General features: G+C 52.7%; 17 protein-coding genes. 8 read left to right on the plus strand and 9 right to left on the minus strand.

Translation table 11 applies throughout. The features are described 5' to 3' along the window. Positions 1-7 precede the first annotated feature (7 nt). On the plus strand, positions 8-889 hold the full coding sequence (locus tag EPV75_RS11245) for an ABC transporter substrate-binding protein (RefSeq protein WP_128385455.1): 882 nt from the start codon (positions 8-10) through the stop codon (positions 887-889). Next, a complete protein-coding gene (locus EPV75_RS11250) occupies positions 890-2,890 on the plus strand; it encodes a putative bifunctional diguanylate cyclase/phosphodiesterase (RefSeq protein ID WP_128385456.1) in 2,001 nt (666 codons plus the stop codon). 50 nt (positions 2,891-2,940) lie between these two features. On the opposite strand, the gene EPV75_RS11255 is transcribed toward EPV75_RS11250, so the two are convergent. The 5 genes from EPV75_RS11255 to sdhC are packed head-to-tail and all read right to left on the minus strand — an operon-like array spanning position 2,941 to position 6,533. Continuing rightward, positions 2,941-3,240 (minus strand): succinate dehydrogenase assembly factor 2, encoded by a 300-nt coding sequence (locus tag EPV75_RS11255; protein ID WP_128385457.1) that lies wholly within the window; start codon positions 3,238-3,240, stop codon positions 2,941-2,943. A gap of 17 nt (positions 3,241-3,257) precedes the next feature. After that, entirely contained in the window at positions 3,258-3,974 is a 717-nt protein-coding gene (locus EPV75_RS11260) for a succinate dehydrogenase iron-sulfur subunit (protein ID WP_068646343.1), read from the minus strand. A 15-nt stretch (positions 3,975-3,989) separates the two neighbouring features. Continuing rightward, entirely contained in the window at positions 3,990-5,774 is a 1,785-nt protein-coding gene (sdhA, locus tag EPV75_RS11265) for a succinate dehydrogenase flavoprotein subunit (RefSeq protein WP_128385458.1), read from the minus strand. 31 nt (positions 5,775-5,805) lie between these two features. Further along, positions 5,806-6,141 (minus strand): succinate dehydrogenase, hydrophobic membrane anchor protein, encoded by a 336-nt coding sequence (gene sdhD, locus EPV75_RS11270; protein WP_192893991.1) that lies wholly within the window; start codon positions 6,139-6,141, stop codon positions 5,806-5,808. After that, positions 6,138-6,533, minus strand: coding sequence for a succinate dehydrogenase, cytochrome b556 subunit (sdhC, locus tag EPV75_RS11275; RefSeq protein ID WP_128385460.1), 396 nt, complete (start codon positions 6,531-6,533; stop codon positions 6,138-6,140). The genes sdhD and sdhC overlap by 4 nt, the downstream gene beginning before the upstream one ends. 272 nt (positions 6,534-6,805) lie before the next feature. On the opposite strand from sdhC, the gene EPV75_RS11280 reads away from it, so the two are divergent. The 3 genes from EPV75_RS11280 (at position 6,806) to EPV75_RS11290 (ending at position 12,317) form a co-directional block, all read left to right on the plus strand. After that, the gene (locus tag EPV75_RS11280; RefSeq protein WP_128385461.1) at positions 6,806-7,609 is read left to right on the plus strand and encodes a hypothetical protein; all 804 of its coding nucleotides are present in this window, start codon (positions 6,806-6,808) and stop codon (positions 7,607-7,609) included. Between the two features lie 214 nt (positions 7,610-7,823). Continuing rightward, entirely contained in the window at positions 7,824-9,488 is a 1,665-nt protein-coding gene (locus tag EPV75_RS11285; RefSeq protein ID WP_068646355.1) for an acetolactate synthase large subunit, read from the plus strand. A 192-nt stretch (positions 9,489-9,680) separates the two neighbouring features. Then, positions 9,681-12,317 (plus strand): methyl-accepting chemotaxis protein, encoded by a 2,637-nt coding sequence (locus EPV75_RS11290; protein ID WP_128385462.1) that lies wholly within the window; start codon positions 9,681-9,683, stop codon positions 12,315-12,317. Positions 12,318-12,390: 73 nt separating this feature from the next. Here EPV75_RS11290 and EPV75_RS11295 read toward each other — a convergent pair whose 3' ends face one another. The 4 genes from EPV75_RS11295 to EPV75_RS11310 all read right to left on the minus strand — a co-directional run bounded on the left by EPV75_RS11295 (position 12,391) and on the right by EPV75_RS11310 (position 16,031). Continuing rightward, complete coding sequence (locus EPV75_RS11295) at positions 12,391-13,257, minus strand: AraC family transcriptional regulator (protein WP_225972332.1); 867 nt, start codon at positions 13,255-13,257, stop codon at positions 12,391-12,393. A 96-nt stretch (positions 13,258-13,353) separates the two neighbouring features. Beyond that, positions 13,354-14,151: a M90 family metallopeptidase gene (locus tag EPV75_RS11300; RefSeq protein WP_128385463.1), complete on the minus strand. Its 798-nt coding sequence runs from the start codon at positions 14,149-14,151 to the stop codon at positions 13,354-13,356. A gap of 4 nt (positions 14,152-14,155) precedes the next feature. Further along, the gene (locus EPV75_RS11305) at positions 14,156-14,632 is read right to left on the minus strand and encodes a thioredoxin family protein (RefSeq protein ID WP_192893992.1); all 477 of its coding nucleotides are present in this window, start codon (positions 14,630-14,632) and stop codon (positions 14,156-14,158) included. Between the two features lie 109 nt (positions 14,633-14,741). Next, complete coding sequence (locus EPV75_RS11310) at positions 14,742-16,031, minus strand: TlpA disulfide reductase family protein (protein ID WP_192893993.1); 1,290 nt, start codon at positions 16,029-16,031, stop codon at positions 14,742-14,744. 252 nt (positions 16,032-16,283) lie between these two features. Here EPV75_RS11310 and EPV75_RS11315 point away from each other — a divergent pair, with 252 nt between their 5' ends. Genes EPV75_RS11315 through EPV75_RS11325 form a run of 3 tightly spaced genes read left to right on the plus strand, consistent with a single transcriptional unit; the run spans position 16,284 to position 21,885 of the window. After that, complete coding sequence (locus EPV75_RS11315; protein ID WP_029939015.1) at positions 16,284-18,290, plus strand: putative bifunctional diguanylate cyclase/phosphodiesterase; 2,007 nt, start codon at positions 16,284-16,286, stop codon at positions 18,288-18,290. A 10-nt stretch (positions 18,291-18,300) separates the two neighbouring features. Further along, on the plus strand, positions 18,301-19,668 hold the full coding sequence (locus tag EPV75_RS11320) for a CAP domain-containing protein (protein ID WP_128385466.1): 1,368 nt from the start codon (positions 18,301-18,303) through the stop codon (positions 19,666-19,668). A 60-nt stretch (positions 19,669-19,728) separates the two neighbouring features. After that, positions 19,729-21,885: a GNAT family N-acetyltransferase gene (locus EPV75_RS11325; RefSeq protein ID WP_128385467.1), complete on the plus strand. Its 2,157-nt coding sequence runs from the start codon at positions 19,729-19,731 to the stop codon at positions 21,883-21,885. Positions 21,886-21,924 lie beyond the last annotated feature (39 nt).

A 21,924-nucleotide genomic window follows, 5' to 3' on the forward strand; every position in this document is an offset into this window, starting at 1 on the left:
AATAAACATGATAAATATAATAAAAGCCGTATTGCTAAGCGGTTTGATCGCACTCTCAGGTTGCGCCGAAAAACCCGATAAGACACTCAACATCATTGCCAATTCCTGGATTGGTTATTCGCCTCTATTCTATGCCAAGGAAAAAGGCTGGCTTGATGAACACGACATCCGTCTTTCCAGCGTGGTCTCCCTCGGCGAAAGTCTGCACATTTACCAATCCGCCAAGCTCGATGCTTTCGCCGGCACGCAATACGAATATCAGACCATGTACCGAAAAGACCCGTCGGTGATTCCGATTCTGCTGTTGGATCGCTCCAATGGCGGCGACATGATCATGGGGAATCGTTCACTCGACGCCATCAAATCCGAAAACGGTCCCATCAATGTTTATCTGGAAATCAACAGCATCAATTACCCCGTCTTCAACGACTTCATCCATCAGCACAAACTGGAAGGCAAAACCTTCAACTACATCAACAGCGACCAGATCAAACTGCAATCCGATGCCACAAATCGCACCGAACCGACACTGGTGGTGACATACACGCCGTATAACCACGAGCTGGAAAAACAAGGCTTCCAAACACTGGCCTCCACAGCAGACAGTTTAAACCTGCTGGTACTGGACGGAATATTCACCACCGAAAGCCGTTATCACGCCCACAAAGACCAGATGCTGGCACTGAAAACCCTGATCAACCACGCTATCCAGGCGCTGCATGATGACCCGAAAGAGTACTATGAAAAGGTCAAACCCTATCTGGAAAACAGCCGTTTCGAAGACTTTCAATCCAGTTTGAGCACCATCGAATGGTTGAATAAAGGTGTCTCTCCGGCGTTGCAACAACGTTTGGACGATGCCAACTTTCCCACGAGGGATCTGCTGTAAATGATCTCCATCCGCCGCTTCTTTATCACCGCTATCGTCGCTCTGGTTCTGGTTTTCTACGGAGTGTTCTTATATTACTTCCTCAACGACCAGCAAAAGAAAACCGACCTCATTCTGGAAAACATCCGCCACGACCTGTCGGAAACCGCTTACGTCGTTTCCACGGAAATGGCCACACCGCAAGAATTGCGCGAGTTCAAGTCTTTTCTGCACCGTAAAGTCGCCAACAATCCACTGGTCGCGGCCATGGCGATTGCGTCGGGCAGCAAAATCCTGATTACGACCGAACACGATATCCGTTCCGCGCCACCGAAAAAGAACACCCAGGACAAACTGAAAGGCTTATCGGCACATGAAATGTTGCGCTACGATATTTATGAAACCGATATTCCGTATTTCATCCAGAACCAACCGGCGTATTTGAAGCTATATCTGTATATCGACAAAGCCTATCTGGAAAACTATTTCGCCGAAAACACCACCAATTCACTGCTCTTTTTCGGCGTGGTGCCGTTACTGCTGCTCGGCTTGCTGTGGGGGCTGCTGAAACGCTTCGTCACCAACCCGTTGGAACTGTTACGCCAGTACGCCTATTACCAGTCGGAAATTCCAAAACGCTTCAAGCTACGTGAACTGGAATACATCCGCGCCTCCATGGTGCAGACCTTTACCCGCCTGGACGAAGAAAAAAGCGAATTGTATCGCCTGGCCCGAACCGACAACCTTTCCGGCCTCGCCAACCGAAACCATCTGAATGAACGCTTGAACTGGCTGATTTCCGAATTCTCCCGATCCGGACAGGAATTCGCCCTGCTTTTCATGGACTTGGATAATTTCAAAACCGTCAACGACACCCTGGGCCATGAAGTCGGCGACAAACTGTTGCGCAATGTTTCCAGCCTCATCAAACAGGTCTTGCGCGACTACGACATCATCGCCCGTGTCGGCGGCGACGAATTCGTCATCGTCGTCAACCACCACGGCAACGAACACGAGCTCATCAATATCATCCAACGCGTCATCGAAAAAATCAGCGACGTGCATTTGGTGGACAATCATCCCGTTAAAGTGTCCGCCAGTGTCGGCGTGGTGCTGTACCCGAAAGACGGCCAATCCATCACCACCCTGATGAAAAACGCCGACATCGCCATGTACGAAGCCAAAAACGCCGGTAAAAACCAATTCAAATTCTTTACCGAATCCCTGCATCAGCAGCTGGTGCATGAAATCGAATTGGAAAACAACATGCAACGCGCTCTGGACAACGGCGAATTTGAACTCTATTACCAGCCGAAAATCTCCGTCACCACCGGCCAAGTGACCGGCGCTGAAGCCTTGATTCGCTGGATTGACCCGAACAAAGGCGTGATTACACCGGACCGATTCATACCGTCGGCGGAAAAGTCCGGCTTGATGGTGCCATTGGGCGACTGGGTACTGGAAACGGCGGTACGCCAGCAAATCGACTGGAAAAAGCGTGGATTGGGTGACTTCCAAGTGTCCGTCAACCTGTCGCCGGTGCAACTGATCAACAATCACTTTGAAGAAAAACTCAATCGACTCATTCAGGAAAGCGGCATCACCCCCAGCAAGCTCGACGTGGAAATGACCGAATCGCAGTTCATGGAAAACTCCGAGCAAAACCTCAGCCTGTTGCACGCCATCCAACAAAAAGGCATTTCCATCTCGCTGGACGACTTCGGTACCGGCTATTCCTCACTGGCGTATTTGAAAAAATTCCCGATCAACACCCTGAAAATCGACAAAACCTTTATGGACGATTACGACACCGAATCCGGTGCGATTTTCATCGAAACCATTATCAAGATTGCTCAGACACTGAATCTGAATGTCGTGGCCGAAGGCATCGAACATCCGGAACAACTGGATTATCTGGTGAAGACGGGCTGCGAAACCTATCAAGGCTTCTTCTGTTCGCGGCCATTACCGGCGGCGGAATTTGAAAAGTTCCTGACGATGGAAAAGAGTTGCTGCCACTGACCCGGCCGCTCATCCAAAAACGTCCAGGCCTGGCGGATTTGGCTATTGACTCAAGCCGATAAATAACGCGAACGAATCGCCTGAATAAACGGTTTAAAAATGTCAGGCGTTGCGCCAGACCCGTCCGAATCCGGTTGCACCAACCACTCAAACAACGTCTGATCATTTTCCGCCAACAACGTTTCCAAAATTTCCATTTCCGCCACTTGCGATGGAACTTCCGGACTTAAATCCCGGCAATACGCCGAGAGCAAATGTTCGACTTCGGCATTACCGCGGCGGCAATTCAGTTGCAATCGTTTCCATTGCAGTTGGCGCTGTTCGAGGCTATCCGGCATCGTTTCTACCATCGTTTCCGCCACCTTTTTTAATCCAACTGTTTTTCAACCATCAAGCTTTTCAGCTCATTGATGGCCTGACTCGGGTTCAACCCTTTCGGGCAACTGGCGGTGCAGTTCTGGATATTACGACAGCGGAAGGTTTTAAACGGATCGTCCAAGGTTTCCAATCGCTCGCGCGTGGTGATGTCACGGCTGTCCACCACAAAACGCCGCGCCGCCAACAAGGCGGCCGGGCCGTGAAACTTATCCGGGTTCCACCAGAAAGACGGGCAACTGGTCGCACAACAACCGCACAGAATGCATTCGTAACTGCCATCGAGTTTTTCCCGCTCTTCGGGGCTTTGCAGGAACTCATGGTCCAAATCAACGTTTTGACCAGGCCTGGTCGCTTTCAGGAAAGGGTCCACCGCGCGGTAATGGTCGTAAAACAATTCCATATCGATAATCAAATCGCGAATCACCGGCAAGCCCGGTAACGGTTTCAACACCACCGGATCGCGTAGGCTGGACATTCGCGTAATGCAACTCAAATGGTTCTCGCCGTTGACGTTCATGCCGTCCGAGCCGCACACGCCTTCCTTGCAGGAACTGCGAAACGCCAGCGTCGGGTCTTGTTCGCGTAGCTTATCCAGCGCTTCCAGCAACATCATGTCGTCGCGAATCTCCGCATCCGGCAACTCATAATCTTGCATGTAAGGCTGCTCATCGACTTCCGGGTTGTAACGATAAATGGAAAACCGCATTGTTTTGTCCTTTTGTTAGTACACGCGAGGCTTGGGTTCGAATCCGGTCACGGTCAACGGCGTGACGCACACCGGCTTATAACGCAGACGATGGCCATCCAGAAAATACAGACTGTGTTGCAACCAGTTTTCGTCGTCACGCTCGGTAAAGTCCACGCGGGAATGCGCGCCGCGACTTTCCGTTCGTTCAATCGCGGAATGCACGGTGGCATACGCCAGCGTCATCAGGTTTTCCAGCTCCAGCGCTTCCATGCGTTCCAAGTTGAACGCCCGGCTGCGGTCGTGCAATACGGCTTCATCCAAACGCTGTTGAATCGGCTCCAAGGCTTCAATCAACGCCTGCATGGATTCCTGGTTGCGGAAAACCCCGCAACCTTCCTGCATGGCGGCTTGTAAATCGTGTTTGATGGCGGCAATGGACTCCTTGCGGTCATGCGCTGGCGCTTCCCATTTGTTCAGTCGCGCTTCCACCGGCGCCAAATCCAATCGGCGGTCGAAGTTGCGGTCCGATTTCTGCAAGTTCAACACCCGTTCGATTTCCTTGGCGGCGGCCCGTCCGAACACGACGATGTCCAATAAAGAATTCCCGCCCAAGCGGTTCGCACCGTGCACCGACACACAAGCGCATTCGCCCACCGCATACAAGCCCGGTACACTGATGGCCTGACCGCTTTCATCCAGCGTCTGCACCTGACCGTGGAAATTGGTCGGAATGCCGCCCATCATATAATGCGCGGTCGGATACACCGGAATCGGGTCGTCGCACATGTCCAAGCCCAAAAACGTCAAGCCGATGTCGCGAATGCCCGGCAAACGCTTTTTAATCATCTCCGAATCGAGATGAGTCAAATCCAGCAACACATGATCTTTATTCGGGCCGCAACCACGTCCTTCCTTCACCTCGATGGCAATGGCGCGTGACACCACATCCCGCGACGCCAAATCCTTCACATGCGGCGCATAACGCACCATAAAGGCTTCTCCTTCGGCATTGCGCAACACGCCGCCTTCGCCGCGCGCCGCTTCCGACAACAACATGCCTTTGTTCGCCACGCCGGTCGGGTGGAACTGCCAGAACTCCATGTCCTGCAACGGCAAGCCCGCGCGCAGTACCATCGCCAAACCATCGCCGGTGTTGATTTTGGCGTTGGTGTTGGTTTTGAATAGCTGGCAAGCGCCGCCCGTGGCCACCATCACTGCATGAGCGCGCAACAACTGATATTCACCGTTTTGCAGGTTCATCACCACCATACCGCCGATATGGCCAACTTCATCCTTGACCAAATCCACCGCAAAAAATTCATCAAAAAAGGTCGTGCCCGCCTGAATGTTCTGCTGATACAGGGTTTGCAAAATAGCATGTCCGGTGCGGTCCGCCGCCGCACAAGTGCGCGTGGCTTGGCTTTCGCCGAAATTGCGGCTTTGACCGCCGAACGGGCGTTGGTAGATTTTGCCTTGCTCGGTGCGGGAAAACGGCACCCCGAAATGCTCCAACTCGCGCACGATTTCCGTGGCTTCCCGGCACATGAATTCAATCGCATCCTGATCGCCCAGATAATCGCTGCCCTTGACGGTGTCGTACATATGCCAATGCCAGTTATCCTCGGTCAAGTTGCCCAAGGCCGCATTAATGCCGCCCTGCGCTGCCACCGTATGCGACCGGGTCGGAAACACTTTCGACACCACCGCCACCCGCAAATCCGACTTGGCCAATTGCAACGCAGCCCGAAGCCCCGCGCCCCCGGCTCCGACAATCACCGCATCAAAATGAAAGGTATCGACCTGCTGCAATGAAACCATTTCGCCTCTCTTCTCTTTATTCTTTAAAATCTCAGTTCGCAACCAACTGCACGGCTAAAAACACGCCATCAGCCAACACCAACAACCACACCAACGCCCAAAGCCATAATCCCGCTTGCAAGGCTCTGCGCGGCAGATAATCCAGCAACACATCCCGCAATCCGACCCAAGCGTGCACCATCAACAATCCAAAAGCCAGCAAGGACGGCCACAAAAACAGCCAATGCGACATCGCCGCTTGCAGCTGCGCGACGGATTCGGTCGGCGCTTGCCACCAGTACAACGCCGCCAAAGGGAAATACACCATCAGATACCAGGCGCTGAACCGTTGCCAAACATGCGCTCTCAAGCCGGATAACACGTTCATAACCAGACTCCCGCAAAAACCACCACCGCCCCAACGGCAAACAACGCCAATAACAGCAGGCCGGATTGCCGCCCTTTTTGCGGCTGGCTTTGCCATTGAAACGCATCATGTTCCATCATCAGATGCCGCACCCCAGCCAACCAGTGAAACCACAAGCTGACAGCAGCGAAAAACCAAATCAACTGCCCCAATGGATGCGTCAGGGCTTGCAAGGTGTCCGCTCTTTGTTCAGGAAACAAAACCCACAGATTCAACCAGACCAGGCCGGTCAACAGGAACAACAATAACCCCACACCGGTGATGCGGTGCAAAATGGAAAGAATGGCGTTTAACGGAAAGCGAAAGGCGAACAGATTGAGGTAAACGGGGCGTTTGCCGGGATGGCGATACATAAAAGAACTCCTAGCTTTTCACGACCGCTGCGTAGCGCCGTCGCGTTCATCCCCCGAATGACCGGAGGCATGACTGTCCATGAGATAATTCCAAGTATACTCCATACCCAAAATAAGGTTAACCCCACGATTTATAAAATTCACCAGGCCTGGTGAGATTATGCTTTTACGTAAAAATAAATACAGTTAAGATTAAAGCTATAGTAAATTTCAGATATATCGCGTTGACTTTATTTTAAATATGCAATATCTAAAAATAATTGGTTAATAAAATGAGATATCAATTACAAAAATGGTGGGAAATACAACAAAAGTTATGTTTAAAACTTAATCGTAGTCAGAAAATTTATCTAATCGCTTTATATACTCTGCCTATATCAACCTTATTATGGTTATTTCAATCTAATAATGACTCTATTTGGGCTTTTAGCTTTTCTATTGGCGCTCTATTTCTGGGTGTTCTCTCGGATGTAGCTTATCTATTTAACTACCTAAAAAAATACAAATTAGCAAAAAAGTTAACTATATACGGCTATGCCTTTATTTCATTTTTTTTATTGAGCTTCAGCTATCAAATAGTTAACCATTTAGCAGAGTTTGATGTAGGACTATTAACTAATACTGTTATTTTCACCTCTTTTGTTCTCCTTCCCCTCCTAATTTTTCTGGTAATTATCGTACTTCTTACTATCGGCTTGCTGCTTGCCGAAATTTATTTTTTTATTTCTCTTACCAGCACTAAGAGATTTAAAAGAACCAGCAATACTCTTTTTAAGATCAAGTCGGAAAGGTATCCAAAACACACATTTTTTGGAAGAATCGTTGCATACAGTCTGATTATTTTGATAACTTTTATGCTGGGAGCGTTCGCAAAAAAACCATACGAAAAATTACTATCCAAAAGTGTAGCTTGGTATATGTACCAATTTGAAGCCGTAAAGTACTCACGCTGCCAATTCCCAGAGGGAAAAGAAGGAAAGGCTATTTCATTAGACAATAATGAAATACTTTTTATTGAAAAAAAGAGTGATGGTTACCGGTTTCAGCCAATGAAATGTGTTGAGAAATTAAAATAATAAAAAGTAATGGTAGGAATAAGCATCCCTCTTTTTGTTTTCTTGTTTGTGGGCACCATTAGTGGTTTCCACAATTAAAACCAAAACGCCAACCCCACCCAAAACTTAATCAAAACCACGTATAAAAATAATTTTCAGGGCATTAAATTTTCCATACTCCATCGCCTATTGAAGGCATGTTATGATGCAGACTCACTACACTACGGAGGCCCCCATGAAAGCATCGGATCTGTTTGTCAAAGCGCTGGAAGCCGAAGGCGTGGAATACGTTTTCGGCATTCCAGGTGAAGAGAACCTGGATTTACTCAACTCCCTCAAAGACTCCCAAATCCAAGTCATCGTCACCCGCCACGAACAGGCCGCAGGTTTCATGGCCGCCACTTACGGCCGCCTTACCGGGATGGCCGGAGTTTGCATGTCCACCCTTGGGCCGGGCGCCACCAACCTGGTCACCGCCGCGGCTTACGCCCAACTCGGCGCCATGCCGATGGTAATGATCACCGGGCAAAAACCCGTCAAAACCAACCGACAGGGTCAGTTCCAGATTGTCGATGTGGTGGATATGATGCGCCCCATCACCAAATACACCTGCCAGATTCACAGCGGCCATAACATTCCGGCACGCATCCGCGAAGCCTTCCGCTCCGCCAAGACCGAGCGCCCCGGTGCCTCCCATTTGGAATTGCCGGAAGACATCGCCCGCGAAGAATCCGATTCGCCGGTGATCCAACAAGGCATGCACCGACGCCCGCTGGCGGAAGACAAGGCTGTGCGCAATGCGGTGGAAATGATTCAACGCGCCAAGCGCCCGCTGATTATGATTGGGGCCGGTGCCAACCGCAAAACCGCCGGGAAGATGCTGCGCCAGTTCATCGACAAGACCGGCATTCCGTTTTTCACCACTCAAATGGGGAAAGGCGTGGTGGACGAACGCCATCATTTGTATCTGGGCTGTGCTGCTCTGTCCGATAACGATTTCGTGCATTGCGCCATCCGCAATACGGATTTGATTATCAATGTCGGTCACGATGTGGTGGAAAAGCCGCCGTTCTTTATGGAACAGGACGGCTTCAAGGTGATTCACATTAACTTCACCAATGCCTCCGTCGACCCGGTGTATTTCCCCCAAGCCGACGTGGTGGGCGATATTGCCAACAGCATTTATCAAATCAAAGAACGCATCGAACGCCAGGATACCTGGAATTTCGACTGTTTTATGGAAGCCAAGCGCCAAATCGACAAAAACCTGTTGGAAGGCACCAACGACGGACGCTTCCCGATGTATCCACAGCGCGTGGTGGCGGACATCCGAAAAGTCATGCCCGACGACGGCATGATTACGCTGGACAACGGCATCTATAAAATCTGGTTTGCGCGTAACTATCTGGCTTACCAGCACAATACCATTTTGCTGGACAACGCGCTCGCCACCATGGGCGCCGGTTTGCCATCGGCCATCGCGGCCAAGTTGGTGTATCCGGAACGCCGGGTCATGGCCATCTGCGGCGACGGTGGTTTTATGATGAATTCACAGGAAATGGATACTGCCGTACGCCTCAAGCTGGATTTAGTTGTCGTCGTGCTTAACGACAACGCTTTCGGCATGATCAAGTGGAAGCAAGCCAATATGGGCTTCGAAGATTACGGGCTGGACTTGAACAATGCCGATTTCGTAATGTATGCGCAAAGTTATGGTGCCAAGGGGCATCGCATCCATAAAGCCGACGACTTGATTCCGACCCTGGAAGGCTGTTTCGAAGATGGCGGCGTGCATCTAGTCGAAATTCCAATGGATTACAGCGAAAACAACCAAATCTTGAATCATGACATTAAAGAGCTCAGCCAAGCGGTTTCGGAACAGATAAAAACCCTACTTTAAAAATGTTTCTCAAATAAAAACCTTTCTCAATCACTTGGTTTATCGCTGGGCTTATGATAAGGTGCGTTCGCAGAGTAAATTTTCTTTAATTAAAGTTTAACCACAGTAAACTTAAGGTTAAAATAAAATTAAAATACTCAGCGCACGCAGTACATAACAAGAAACATCGGACGTTTTCGGGGGAGCCATATCATGTTTGATTTCAGCCGTTCACTCAAGGCCAAAGTCATTGGAATTTCGACGCTGGTCGGTATCATCATTGCATTTTTAGTCGGCCTGACCATGTATCTGACAACGGTCAAGCCGGTGCCTGCACAAGTCGAAAAACGCATTTTCAAAGAAATGACCGCCTACATTGATGCGCAGGTCGATTTGAAAGTCAAAGGCGGCATTATCGGTGCCACCATGATTTCCCTGCAAAACAACGTCATCCAATCCCTCGCCGTGGAAGACCGCGATGCGCTGAAACCCTTTTTCGCCAATATCAAAGCCGGATTTGCCCGCAAGACCGGCTTCAAGAATATCGCCACCCAGCTGATTACCTACGATGGCCGCTCGCTCATTCGTTCCTGGGATTTGGAGAATTACGGTCAAAACGTCTCCAATAACCCGCTGATCCAGAAAGTCATGAAAGAGAAAAAAGCCTATGGTGCGCTGGGTGTCGGCGCGCGTGGCATTGGTGTTATTGCGGTGTCACCGATTTTTGAAGATGACTCGGTTCTGGGTTACACCACACTGGTACAGGGCATGGCTTCGGTCGCCAAAGATTTCCGCGCCAACCAAGGCGGCGAATGGGTGCTACTGGTGGATAAACGTTACATTGACGAGAAATACGGCAATATGCCAATCATCGAAAAGAACGAAACCATCACCGACCATTATCTGCTTGCCAGCAACCGCTGGTTCGATGCCGATACGGTTGCTTTGGTGAAGGACAGCTTTCAGCCGACTGAAGGCAAAACTCGCCGCCTTTACACCACTCAGGACAAGGTTGTGATCGACATTCCGGCGCTGGACGAGTCGGGCAACGTGATGGGCCGCCACCTGTTCGTTCTACCAAAAACCGAATACACCGGGCCAATCAATACAGCCATGAATACCGCCTGGATGTCTTTGGCGGGCGTCATTTTGGGCGTTCTTGCGCTGACAATTGCCCTGATCATTACCGTTACACGCATGGTCATCAACCCACTGAAACGCGTTCAAAAAGTCACCGGACAAATCATTGAAAGCGGCGACTTCGCGTTACGCGCGCCGGTCAACAGCCAGGATGAAGTCGGTCGTACCGGCGACGCCATCAACCAGCTTCTGGAACAGGTCTCGCAAGCCTTGACCCAAGCCAACCAAACCGTCGGCGCCATCGCCAAAGGCGATTTCTCCAAACGTCTCAACGGCGATTACAAAGGCGACCTGGAAACCCTGCAAACGGGCATCAATGAAAGTGTCGATATCATCGACCAAGTGATGAACGAACTGTCGGGCGTCATGCAAGCCATGCGCGACGGCCGCTTTGATGTTTCGCTCTCCAACCAGGGTGAAGGCGAATACCGTAAAATGATGGACAACGCCCAGCAAGCCATGTCCGAAACCAACAGCATCATCACCGACATCAATGCCGTGATGGAACACATGCGCCAAGGGGAATTCCAACACCGCGTGCAGGTAAACGCCAGCGGCGACTTGGACAGCTTGAAGCAACGTATTAATGAATCCCTCTCCACGCTGGACGAAGCGGTTTCGGACATTACTCGTGTCGTCGTCGCACAAAGTGAAGGCGACCTGACGCAAACCATCGACGCCGAATACCAGGGCGATTTGATGCGCCTGAAAAACGCCGTCAACCAATCGTTACGAAAGTTGTCGGACATCGTTTCCCAAGCCATCATCACGTCGCAAGTGGTCAACACTGCGTCGGAAGAAGTCGCCAAAGGCGCGTTGGATTTGAGTTCTCGCGTACAGGAACAAGCCGCCGCCATCGAGCAAACCTCGGCCACCATGGACGAAATGAACTCGGCGGTTCAGAACAATACCGACAACTCGCAACAAGCCGCGTCGGTAGCGCAAAAAGTGCAGACCGAATCCGAACAGGCGTCCAAAGTGATGCAACAGACCATCACCGCCATGAACACCATTCAGGAATCCAGTCACAAGATTTCCGAGATTGTCACCCTGATTGACAGCATCGCCTTCCAAACCAACCTGCTCGCGTTGAACGCCGCGGTGGAAGCGGCCCGAGCCGGTGATCACGGGCGCGGTTTCGCTGTCGTGGCCGGGGAAGTGCGTGCGCTGGCCCAGAAATCGGCCGACGCCGCCAAGGAAATCAACAGCCTGATTACCGAAAGCGTACAACGCATCGACGAAGGCACGCATTTGGCTGGCGAATCCGGTGAAGTCATCGGCAACATCACCCAGATGATCAATGAAATGTCGTTGATGATTAACCAGATTGCACAAGCCTCGACCGAGCAAGCGCAAGGTGTGGAACAAGTGCATAAAGCCATCGGTGAAATCGACGCCACCACGCAGCAAAACGCCGCCTTGGTGGAAGAAACGTCCGCCGCAGCCGAAAGCATGAGCGAACAGGCCACCGATTTGAGTCACAATATGGCCTTCTTCAAAACCAATACGGCCGGTCAACCAAAGGCCAATAAACCGGCCGCGCTATCGGCTCCGAAGCCGACACTGGAAGCGCCAAAGCCTGCGGCCCCCAAAACGGAGGCCCCAGCCAAACCGGCTCAGGCGGAAAAACCGGCCGACAAGCCAACGGAAACGGCGAAATCCATTACGCCGCCTCCACCGCCAAGCGCCGATGAATGGGAAGATTTCTAAACACTTTCTCTTTCCGTTCCAACTAAAAACGCCCGGTTCATCCGGGCGTTTTTGTTTCCAAAGTGAACAATGCTTACTGCAACGGTAAATAAATATCCGTCACCAGTTCATGCTCGTCCACTTCCGGAAACAGGTTTCGATAACGGACAAAACACGGAAAATCCCGCAAGCTTTCACCACTCTCCGGCAACCAGTCGCGATATAGAAAATACACGCTGGTGTCCATGGCATCGTGCGAGCCGTAATGCACCAGATGCGCACAACGCCCCGCCGGAAGTTCTTTATTCATCACGCCCTGAGGGTTGTCCGGAATCGGCGCTTTGACCGAGCCGCAGATATCGAACCGGAAATCCTCCGGTGCCACCGCGGCCGGGTCATCGTATAAAATGCCGAAGCTGTCGCTGGTGTCCACCGGCGAGTGGCTTGTCTGTTTGCGCCATTCGATAAAGCTCGCAATCGACTCATTCAATTGCTCATGCGACGCGCGGTGCTCTTTCACCGCAATCAATGTTTTGGGGAAATCGATGATTTCCACGGTTTTCGTTTGCATCGTTTGGTTTCCTTTTCTTGACGTTTCTGGATATTGTTGATGCCAAGAAACCCAATTCGGCTGCTTTCGAAACTGCGACGGCGTCTGCCCGAACGTTTTCTTAAACGCCCGTGAAAAGGCTTCCGAACTTTCAAATCCGGCCTGTAACGCCACATCCAACACGCGAAACTGTGGATAAAACGCCAACTGATACGACGCCCGCTTCATGCGCATTAACTGGATAAACCGGAAAACATTAATGCCCATGGCCTGCGAAAACTGCCGATGGAAATGGAATTTTGAAAAGTGCGCCACGTCGCACAACACCGCTAAGGATAAATCGTCATCGAGATGCTGCTCGATGTAATCACAAACTCGGTTCATACGCTGAAAATAAGATGCACGGCTCACTTAACAATTCCCTCTTCTTGACGGCCTCTATTATGTCCGTGCCTCGACCCGACATCCTGACCGAAATTGCGCAATTCGAAAAAGGCCCAGGCCTGGTCAAAAACCGGAATCGGCGGACTGTGCCCGGTGAAGTGTATCTTGACGATAATACTGTTTGAGTTGCTCGTATACGCCGGGAAAATGCTGTTTGAGCCGTTTCGGGGCGGTGAAGAAATACTCGGTCGTGACGGCGAAAAATTCCGCCGGAGACGTGGCGGCATAAGAATTGATGTCCGGGTTGTGGTAATGCGCCAATTGCGCCTGCAAATGCTCGAACGCCTGACTAAAAGCTTGCGTCCAAACCGCGCGGTTCATCTCCGCATGCAGTGGCGGCATGCCATTGGCTTTGCCGTTCAACATATCCAGTTTGTGCGCGAACTCATGCAACACCACATTGTGGCCGGGGTGGTTTTCCGACAATTCCGCTTCGGCTTCATCCCAAGCCAAGACCACCGGCCCGTCGTACGACCAGGACTCCCCCGCCAGAACGTTATCCTCCTGCCGCACCAAACCGAGTTCGTCGTGCGCTTCGCGCCGGACGCGAAAGGCGCTCGGATAAACGATGATGTCATTGCAGCCATCCAAGGTGTCCAACCCCAAATTCAACACCAAGAGCGCCGCCTGAGCGGAAATGGCCGCGCCCATTTCCGACGTCACCACCTGCCCTTGCGCGCCTTTGAAATATTTCCGATGCAAAAACACCGTTGCCATTTCCCGCAACCGCGCTTTTTCCACCGCACTCAAACCGTGAAACAACGGGTCGGCCGTCATCAAATGATGCCAAGTCTCATGCGGAATCGGGAAACGTTTGAGAATCCGCCGAACGCGGAAATGTTCGAGCCACTTGGCAATCATCGCGTCACTCCATCCGCTTATCGTTGCCCATCTCTTCTAACGCTTGATTAATGCGTTCTGTCAGATAATAAGGCACGTAATCATAAGCCCCGGAATTGACCATGCGTTTGCCGATTTCACTGCCGTCGGCATCGACAAAGACAATGGTCGGGAAGGTGGTGACATTATAGAGTTCTTGGAAAAAGGCATTATCGACCGGCTCGCCGTAAAAATCGCGAATGGTTTCGTCCTTGGCATCGACACGGATTTCCACCATATGCACGTAACCGTCCAGCAAGCCGTTTTCAATCATCGGCAAAATGGCGGCGTCCTTCAGCTTTTCGCACGCGCCGCAACGCACCCGGTTGAAATAAATGGCGATGGGCTGTTTATCCTGTTTGGCTTGCTTGGCCAATTGTTGGAAGTCCTCGGCCGGATTCAACGCCCAGGCATCGGCCCAAGCCGTCATGGGCGATACCCATAACCCGGCTAATAAAACCATCGCCAACCAGCCTGCAGCAGACTGTTTTATAACCTTTCGTCTCATCCTAATACGGCCTCGTGTTACATCCATGAAAAATTGCATTCCATGGATTTTACACTGGCGGGCACTATTTTTCTCGAATTAAGGCCTCGATTTGTTGAAGCGTGGCCGGATCGTCCCATTCGTGCCCGCCAAACAAGGCATAGCGAATGGTTCCTTTTTTGTCGATGACGTAGGTGCTCGGATAGGCAAAAACTCGCCAGGCCTGCACGGCGGAACCTTTCGGGTCCAGCAGAATGGGAAAGTTCACCGGATGATCGGTCAGAAACGACTCGATTTGCGGTTTTTCCTCCGCCAGATTGGCGGCGAGAATTTCAAACGGCTGGCCTTTTAAAGCAGTTTTCAAGCGGGTCATGGATGGAATTTCATGCACACAAGGCGGGCACCAACTGGCCCAGAAATTCAACAGCAGCACCTGCCCGCGATAGTCTTTCAGGTTGTGCGTCGTGCCTGCCATATCCACCAATTGCAACGGACGGTTTTGCGGCCCGGTGTAGGGTTGCAACCCCACCGAACCCGGTTTTGCCGCAACGTCAGACCTGGTCGTTTTATCGGTTTCGACTGTTTGGTTGGATTCAGAAGCCGTTTGACGCGTCGCGTCCATATAAGGAATCAACGTGTGGATCGCCGACAGCACATCCTGCAACAAGGTCTTCGCTTGCGCGTTTTCCACCGCCAAAGCATCGGGGCGGAAATAATAACGGTCGCGCACCTCCGGCATGAGCCGTAGAAACACGTCCGAGCCGCTCGCTCCCAAGGTTTCTTGCAATTCCGGTAAATGCCAACGCCAAGGGGACAGTTCCGCCTGAATCACATACACCGGCGCATCCAACCGCGACACCGACGGCCAATAATGCGCCTTTTGCCCGGCTTGCGGCGTTTCGACATACAGATTCGGATTAAGCAAAACCACCGCGATATCCGATTGCGGCGTTTGCATCGCCTCGACCAGTGCTTTCACTGCCAACGCCGCGCCCTGATTGGCGCTGATAACAATCAGCGGCAGCCCTTGCGCTTTCAGACGCTGGATTTCCTCGGCGATGACGGACGGCGGAATGCGCTCCAAACTGCTGGTGGTGGCGGGCAGGAAAAAGCTTTCGAACAGATTCGGCAAGGTGACGGTCAACCCTTTATCGGCCAAGCGTTCCGCCAGACGACGTTCCTGCGGCAACACGCCATGTTCGGACGGCACCCACAACACATTAGCTCGCGGTTGTTCCGCTTCGAACACCAACGACTCCAGCTCGCCTTCCAATCCGGTTTCCGCACGTGCCTCCAACACTGTGCCCGCCGCTTCGGCCGCCCAGCTTGACGGCCCGCTCAGCACCAGTAAACACGGCACTATCCAGTATGGCATCCATCGCATCCTTATCCACCTCTTTCCCATCCCAGGGTTATATCGACTCGGGTTTTGATCAAATTATACCGCTCGGCCGCCCACAAACCATTAGGGGAAACCCGATAAAAGCCCGATACCAATCAATAACCTTACTTTAAGTATTTGAATTTTATGGCGCAACCTTCTATATTGACACCTTAGCCAACGGTTGCCGGCACACACTGTGGTAATATTGGTTGGGCCGATTTCAAAAAACGGACGTTTTCGATTATGTGGCGTAAACTCAGCATTCAACTGCAATTGATGACTTTGATGATTGCCGTCACCGTCACGGTGGCGCTCAGTTCGCTTGCCGTGGCTTTCTGGCTCGACATTGAAGAACGCAAATCCCTCGCCATCGAACTCACCCAAACCGTGAAAAACGCCCTCGACCATGACTTGATCAACGGCATCACCCATCAGGACGCCGCCCTCTTCGCCAACCTCAAGCGACGTTTGCAAGGCTTCCCGAAAATCGACCGCGTTCTGGTTTTAAGCACCGCCGATGAGGTCATTTTCAACTATCAGCACAGTGACGAACACTACAACGACCTGGTGCAGAAAAGCACCAACAAGCCGCGTTTTTCAGGTGAAGACCTGTATGTTCGTTACCCTCTCACCGATGGGCAACAGCAATACGGCTCGGTGACCTTTATCGTCGACATTGAATCCTTCGCCACCCAGTTTCGACAACACCTGATTTTTTTGGTGATGGCGCTGCCGATTGAGTTGTTGCTGGCGATGATTCTGGCCTGGTGGATCAGCCGAAGCTACAACCAGCCGTTTACGGTGTTGGTGGAGGCGATGAAACGCAGTGATGTCGCCAACAACCGTTTCAAACGGGTTGAAACCGAGGCCCAGAACGAAGTCGGCGACCTGTTCGACGGCTATAACCACATGATCGAACGCATCGAAACCACCACCCGACAAATCCGTTTCCAATCCGAACACGACGCCCTGACCGGCCTATACAACCGCTTTTACATCGAAAATCGTTTGCGCCAAGCCCTCACCCAAGAAAGCGACAAGCCACACCTGCTGCTGTGTTTCGACCTCGACCGTTTCAAACTCATCAATGACGCAGCCGGTTACCGCGCCGGTGACGAACTGCTGAAAATGCTGGCACACAGTTGTCAGGAACAATTGCCTGACAAAGCGGTGATGGCTCGCCTCGGCGGCGATGATTTCTACGTTTTGTTGCCGGACACCGAGGCCGAGACCGGATTGAAGCAAGCGGAAAATTTACGGCAGTTGCTGGCCGACTACCGCTTTACCTGGGAAGGTTCGGCCTATTCGGTGTCCGCCACCTTCGGCGTAGTATGTTTCCGGGCGCACGACTTCACACTCGACGAACTGGTCAAAGCCACCGATTCAGCCTTTGCCGAAGCCAAATCACGCGGCCGCAACCAACTGCATCTGTATCAGCCCGACGAAGGTTACACCGAAAACCATCAACATCAGGTTCAGGTCGCCGGTTGGATAAAGGATGCCCTCAAGGCTCACTCCGGCTCACACCCCAGCCCCGGGACGGCCCGTTTCGAACTCTACGCCCAGGCCATCAAACCGTTACAAACCCAAACCTCGCAACTCGGTTACGAAGTGCTGCTGCGGATGCACGACGATCAAGGTCGTTTGATTGCACCGGATAATTTCCTCCCCACCGCCGAGCGCTACCAACTGATGACCGAAGTCGATATCTTCGTTCTCAACACCTACGTCGACACGGTGATGCAACAACCGGCGCATTTGGACAAACTCGGTCTCGTACACGTCAACCTGTCCGGTTCCAGCCTCAATCATCCGGACTTCCAGTCCAACCTCAAGCACCTGATCCAAACCCGTGATTTCCCTTGGCACAAATTGGAACTGGAAGTCACCGAAACCGCGGCGGTGGATAACTTCAACCAGGCCGTCACCTTCATTGAATACTGCAAATCGCAAGGCATCGGTCTGGCACTGGACGACTTCGGCACCGGCATGTCGTCATTCGAATACCTCAAAAGCCTGCCGTTCGATGTGGTGAAAATCGACGGCAGTTTCGTCAAAGACATGCATTCCGACCCGACCGACCACGCCGTCATTCGCTACATTCAGGAAATCAGCGCGTTACGCCACCAAAAAACCGTGGCCGAATACGTTGAGACCGAGCAGGATGTCCGGGCGCTGACCGACATCGGCGTCACCTACGGCCAAGGCTATTTCCTCGGCAAACCCAAACCGCTGACGGATTGGTTCTAACGGGGGACTCATGGTTTTACGGCTTCTGATTTATTTGCTGGTCGGCTTGTTCGTCGTGTGGTTTTTCACCGTCGGCTTAGAGCGTATCATGACCCCGCCCAAAGACCTTTCCGACATTCCGACACTGCAAAAAAACTACCAGAAAACGCCCGCCATTCGCCCGGTCACACCGCAAATGGCGCAAGCGCAGGAAGCGGAAGCCTTGCGATACCTCAACCGCATTCGTCAATCCTTGCAGCTCAACCCGCTCAGCGGCAATGCCAAACTGGCCGAGGCGGCCCGTCATCACGCCAATTATTCCACATTGAACAATATTCAGGCGCACCCGGAACAGCCAGGCCTGGCCGGTTTCACGGGTGAAACACCGCAGTTGCGCGCCAACGCCGCCGGATACCAAAGCCCGGTCGCAGAAGTCATCGCCTACAATCACGCCAGCCCCTACCCGATGGTGGACGACCTGATGTCCGCCATCTATCACCGACTCGGACTGCTGAACATGACTCAGGACCAAATCGGCATCGGCGTGGCGGGTAACGGCGAAGGCCAGGTCAAATCCGCACTAGTCGGACTGCTGGGCAATAAAACCTTGGAAACGCTGTGCGAGCAACCGCCAGCCCCCAAACCGGGCGCCTTAGCGTTCACCCAACTCTGCCCGTCCGGCGCCCCCATCCCGAAACGCGATGTCGCCCGCGCGATGAGTGCCGTCGCCAAAACCAACCCCAAACTGGTGGCCTGGCCCAAATCCGGCGCCACGGTGCCACCGGTGTTTTATGAAGAAAGCCCCGACCCGTTACCGGAGTGCAATGTCAGCGGTTATCCAGTGCACGTGCAAATCAACCCCATTTTTGTCGGTCGCATCCAATTCGATGCCGACAGTTTCCAACTTCATGAACTCATCGACGGAGAATCCCATCCGGTGGAAGCCGCCGCCATTTTCGGCAACCGCAACGACCCAAACCGACAGGAGGACGCTCCGGCGCCGAATAAAGACCAGTGGATCGCATTTTTCCCGCAACAACGTTTGAACTGGAACAGCCGTTATCAGGCGGAAATCCAGTATCGGGAAAATCACACCACCAAAACCATGCGTTGGAACTTCTTTACCGAAAAACAGCCAGGCCTGGTGGAAATCCGCCGCAGCCAAACGCTTAGCATCCGTGAAGGTCAGACGCTCACCCTCTACTTCCCGCCCAAGTCTTGTCACAACCCGGACGACATTCGCCTGCAACGCCAGATTCCGCCCGGCATCAACGCCCAGGCTCGCTTTGTGGACGGCGAAACATTACAAGTGACCTTGAAGTCCGCCCCATTCGGCGGGGCATTTAACCTGCGCTATCAGCCGGGCGATATTCAAATCCGATTTGAAGTGGACTCCTAACGTCTAAATGCCCCCATATCTAAAGCAGACGTCCGTAATGATTTCCGTTAAAATGCCGGTATGACTTCTTCCAATGCACCAAGCAACCCGGCTCAAATTTGGGCCGATGACTTATGCACACAGCTGGAACAACAGCGCCACCGTGCCTGCTTAGTGCTTTGCGGTTCAGCCGACTGGCACCAGGCCTGGTTAAAACGATTGATTCGACCCAACTGGCAAGGCCTGTTTATTGGCGAAACCAGTCCGCACCCGCAAGCGACGCCTCAAAACCCCAAACAACTCCGCCACCTACTCGGACAGGAAACCGACTTCGCGCTGTTCGACGCCGAAGCCGGTTTGGAAGCGGATGCCCTCGGCATTGTCGGCGGCTTGATTCGCGCCGGCGGTTTGTGCTTGATCTGTCTGCCGCCGAAAGCAGATTTTCTGAATCATCCCAATCCCGCTTTGGCGGCGTTTTTGAACTACCCGCTCACCCCGGAAGACAGTTTGAAAGGGTTCCAGGCACACCTGTGGCATCAGCTCCACCGACACGCGCTGTGGTTGGAAGAAAACCAAATCGACCCGGCCTGGCCAAATTTGCATCACTTACCGTCGGCCCCCTCAACACCGCCGTTAAACCGCGACGTCACCCAACCGACCGCCGACCAGGCCGAGGCCTTACACGCCATTCAACATGTGGCCTTCGGGCATCGCAAACGTCCGTTACTGCTCACCGCTGACCGGGGGCGTGGAAAATCAACCACACTCGGACTGGCCTGCGTCGCGTTATTGCAAGCCGGGAAGCGCCGCCTCACCCTTTCCGCCGCGCGCTTGCCACAGGTGCAAACAGCCTTCGATACGATTGAAAATGCGCTCCCGCAGTTGGCGCTCTCCGGTTTCGTGTTACGGGAAAAACGTCCAGGCCTGGTAATTTTCGACATCGACCAGGACGTCGCGGAAATTCGGTTCCGCGCGCCGGATGACTTAATCCGCGCACCGGCCGACACCGAACTCTTGCTGGTGGACGAAGCCGCCCATTTGCCACTACCAATGCTGTTTGCGCTGCTGAAAAGTCATTCCAGAACGGTTCTGGCCAGCACCGAACACGGGTACGAAGGCTCAGGGCGAGGCTTCCGCCTGAAGTTGACCGAACATCTTGATGCCCATTATCCGGGCTGGAAACGCCACACCCTGACCACGCCGATTCGCTGGGCGGACAAAGACCCGCTGGAAAACACGCTGAACCAACTGTTTTTGCTGGACACCGCTCCGGAAAAAGACATCACCGATCCAACCCTGATTCGTCAGGTGCAAATCGAACGCATCGACCACCCGGCCGAACTGGCCCAACCAGACAACCGTGCCGACCTGCAACGCCTGTTCCAACTGCTGACCCAAGCCCATTACCAAACTCGCCCCAACGACTTGATGCAGTTATTGGAAATTCCCAATCAACAACTCTGGGTGGCCCGAGCGCAGGGGCAAATCGTCGCCGTGCTGTTTGCGGTGGGCGAAGGCGGCTTGCCGAATGAACCCGGCCGCCGCTTTCAAGGCCACCTGTTCCCGCAACTGTTAAAACGTCATACCCATCATCCGGACTGGTTGTCATTAAACGGCTGGCGCATTCAGCGTTTGGCGGTCTGGCCTTCCGTACAGCGTCTCGGGCTAGGGCGCCAGTTGACAGCGCACTTTATCGAAGCCAACCAAACCGAAGCCGACACCCTGTCCGTCAGTTTCAGCGCCGACGCCGGATTGATTCGTTTCTGGACCTCGCTGGATTTTCAGCCATTACATCTCGGCTTGAAGCGCGACCAGGCCAGCGGCCAACATTCCGCCGCCTTGTGTTATCCGCTGACGGAAAAGGCGGCACGACTGACCCAACAAGCCCAACAACAATTCCAATCCGAATTCGCCTGGAACCTGACTCAGCCCTTCCAGCACCTGGAAAGCGATTTGGCTCTGGCGATTCTCCGTGGTCAACCGCCTGCCCTGCCGAGCCATTTTCCAAACGGTTACCTGCAAGACCAACCCTTTGAAAGCGTCGCTTTCGCCTTGCGCCAATGGACGCTGGGCCAACTCACCCAACTGGAAGATTCCGATACCTTGGCACTTTGGCTTCGCAAAGTCGTCCAGCATCAGGCCTGGTCGGATGTCGTTGCCGCATCACCTTTTCCGCACCGCAAAGCGCTGGAAGCCCACTTCAAAAACTGGTTAGCCCAACAACTGGCACCGATTTAGTCATCTTTTTTCTCGCCCGCTTCAAGGCATCTTCAAGCC

Origin of the sequence: Hydrogenovibrio thermophilus (assembly GCF_004028275.1) — a bacterium.
Taxonomy (GTDB): domain Bacteria; phylum Pseudomonadota; class Gammaproteobacteria; order Thiomicrospirales; family Thiomicrospiraceae; genus Hydrogenovibrio; species Hydrogenovibrio thermophilus.

What these genes read in the sequence shown, in the direction of transcription:
- EPV75_RS11245 (WP_128385455.1), top strand. Translation starts at nt 8, where the DNA reads ATGATAAATATAATAAAAGCCGTATTGCTAAGCGGTTTGATCGCACTC.
- EPV75_RS11250 (WP_128385456.1), top strand. Translation starts at nt 890, where the DNA reads ATGATCTCCATCCGCCGCTTCTTTATCACCGCTATCGTCGCTCTGGTT.
- EPV75_RS11255 (WP_128385457.1), bottom strand. Translation starts at nt 3,240, where the DNA reads ATGGTAGAAACGATGCCGGATAGCCTCGAACAGCGCCAACTGCAATGG.
- EPV75_RS11260 (WP_068646343.1), bottom strand. Translation starts at nt 3,974, where the DNA reads ATGCGGTTTTCCATTTATCGTTACAACCCGGAAGTCGATGAGCAGCCT.
- sdhA (WP_128385458.1), bottom strand. Translation starts at nt 5,774, where the DNA reads ATGGTTTCATTGCAGCAGGTCGATACCTTTCATTTTGATGCGGTGATT.
- sdhD (WP_192893991.1), bottom strand. Translation starts at nt 6,141, where the DNA reads ATGAACGTGTTATCCGGCTTGAGAGCGCATGTTTGGCAACGGTTCAGC.
- sdhC (WP_128385460.1), bottom strand. Translation starts at nt 6,533, where the DNA reads ATGTATCGCCATCCCGGCAAACGCCCCGTTTACCTCAATCTGTTCGCC.
- EPV75_RS11280 (WP_128385461.1), top strand. Translation starts at nt 6,806, where the DNA reads ATGAGATATCAATTACAAAAATGGTGGGAAATACAACAAAAGTTATGT.
- EPV75_RS11285 (WP_068646355.1), top strand. Translation starts at nt 7,824, where the DNA reads ATGAAAGCATCGGATCTGTTTGTCAAAGCGCTGGAAGCCGAAGGCGTG.
- EPV75_RS11290 (WP_128385462.1), top strand. Translation starts at nt 9,681, where the DNA reads ATGTTTGATTTCAGCCGTTCACTCAAGGCCAAAGTCATTGGAATTTCG.
- EPV75_RS11300 (WP_128385463.1), bottom strand. Translation starts at nt 14,151, where the DNA reads ATGATTGCCAAGTGGCTCGAACATTTCCGCGTTCGGCGGATTCTCAAA.
- EPV75_RS11305 (WP_192893992.1), bottom strand. Translation starts at nt 14,632, where the DNA reads ATGGTTTTATTAGCCGGGTTATGGGTATCGCCCATGACGGCTTGGGCC.
- EPV75_RS11310 (WP_192893993.1), bottom strand. Translation starts at nt 16,031, where the DNA reads ATGCCATACTGGATAGTGCCGTGTTTACTGGTGCTGAGCGGGCCGTCA.
- EPV75_RS11315 (WP_029939015.1), top strand. Translation starts at nt 16,284, where the DNA reads ATGTGGCGTAAACTCAGCATTCAACTGCAATTGATGACTTTGATGATT.
- EPV75_RS11320 (WP_128385466.1), top strand. Translation starts at nt 18,301, where the DNA reads ATGGTTTTACGGCTTCTGATTTATTTGCTGGTCGGCTTGTTCGTCGTG.
- EPV75_RS11325 (WP_128385467.1), top strand. Translation starts at nt 19,729, where the DNA reads ATGACTTCTTCCAATGCACCAAGCAACCCGGCTCAAATTTGGGCCGAT.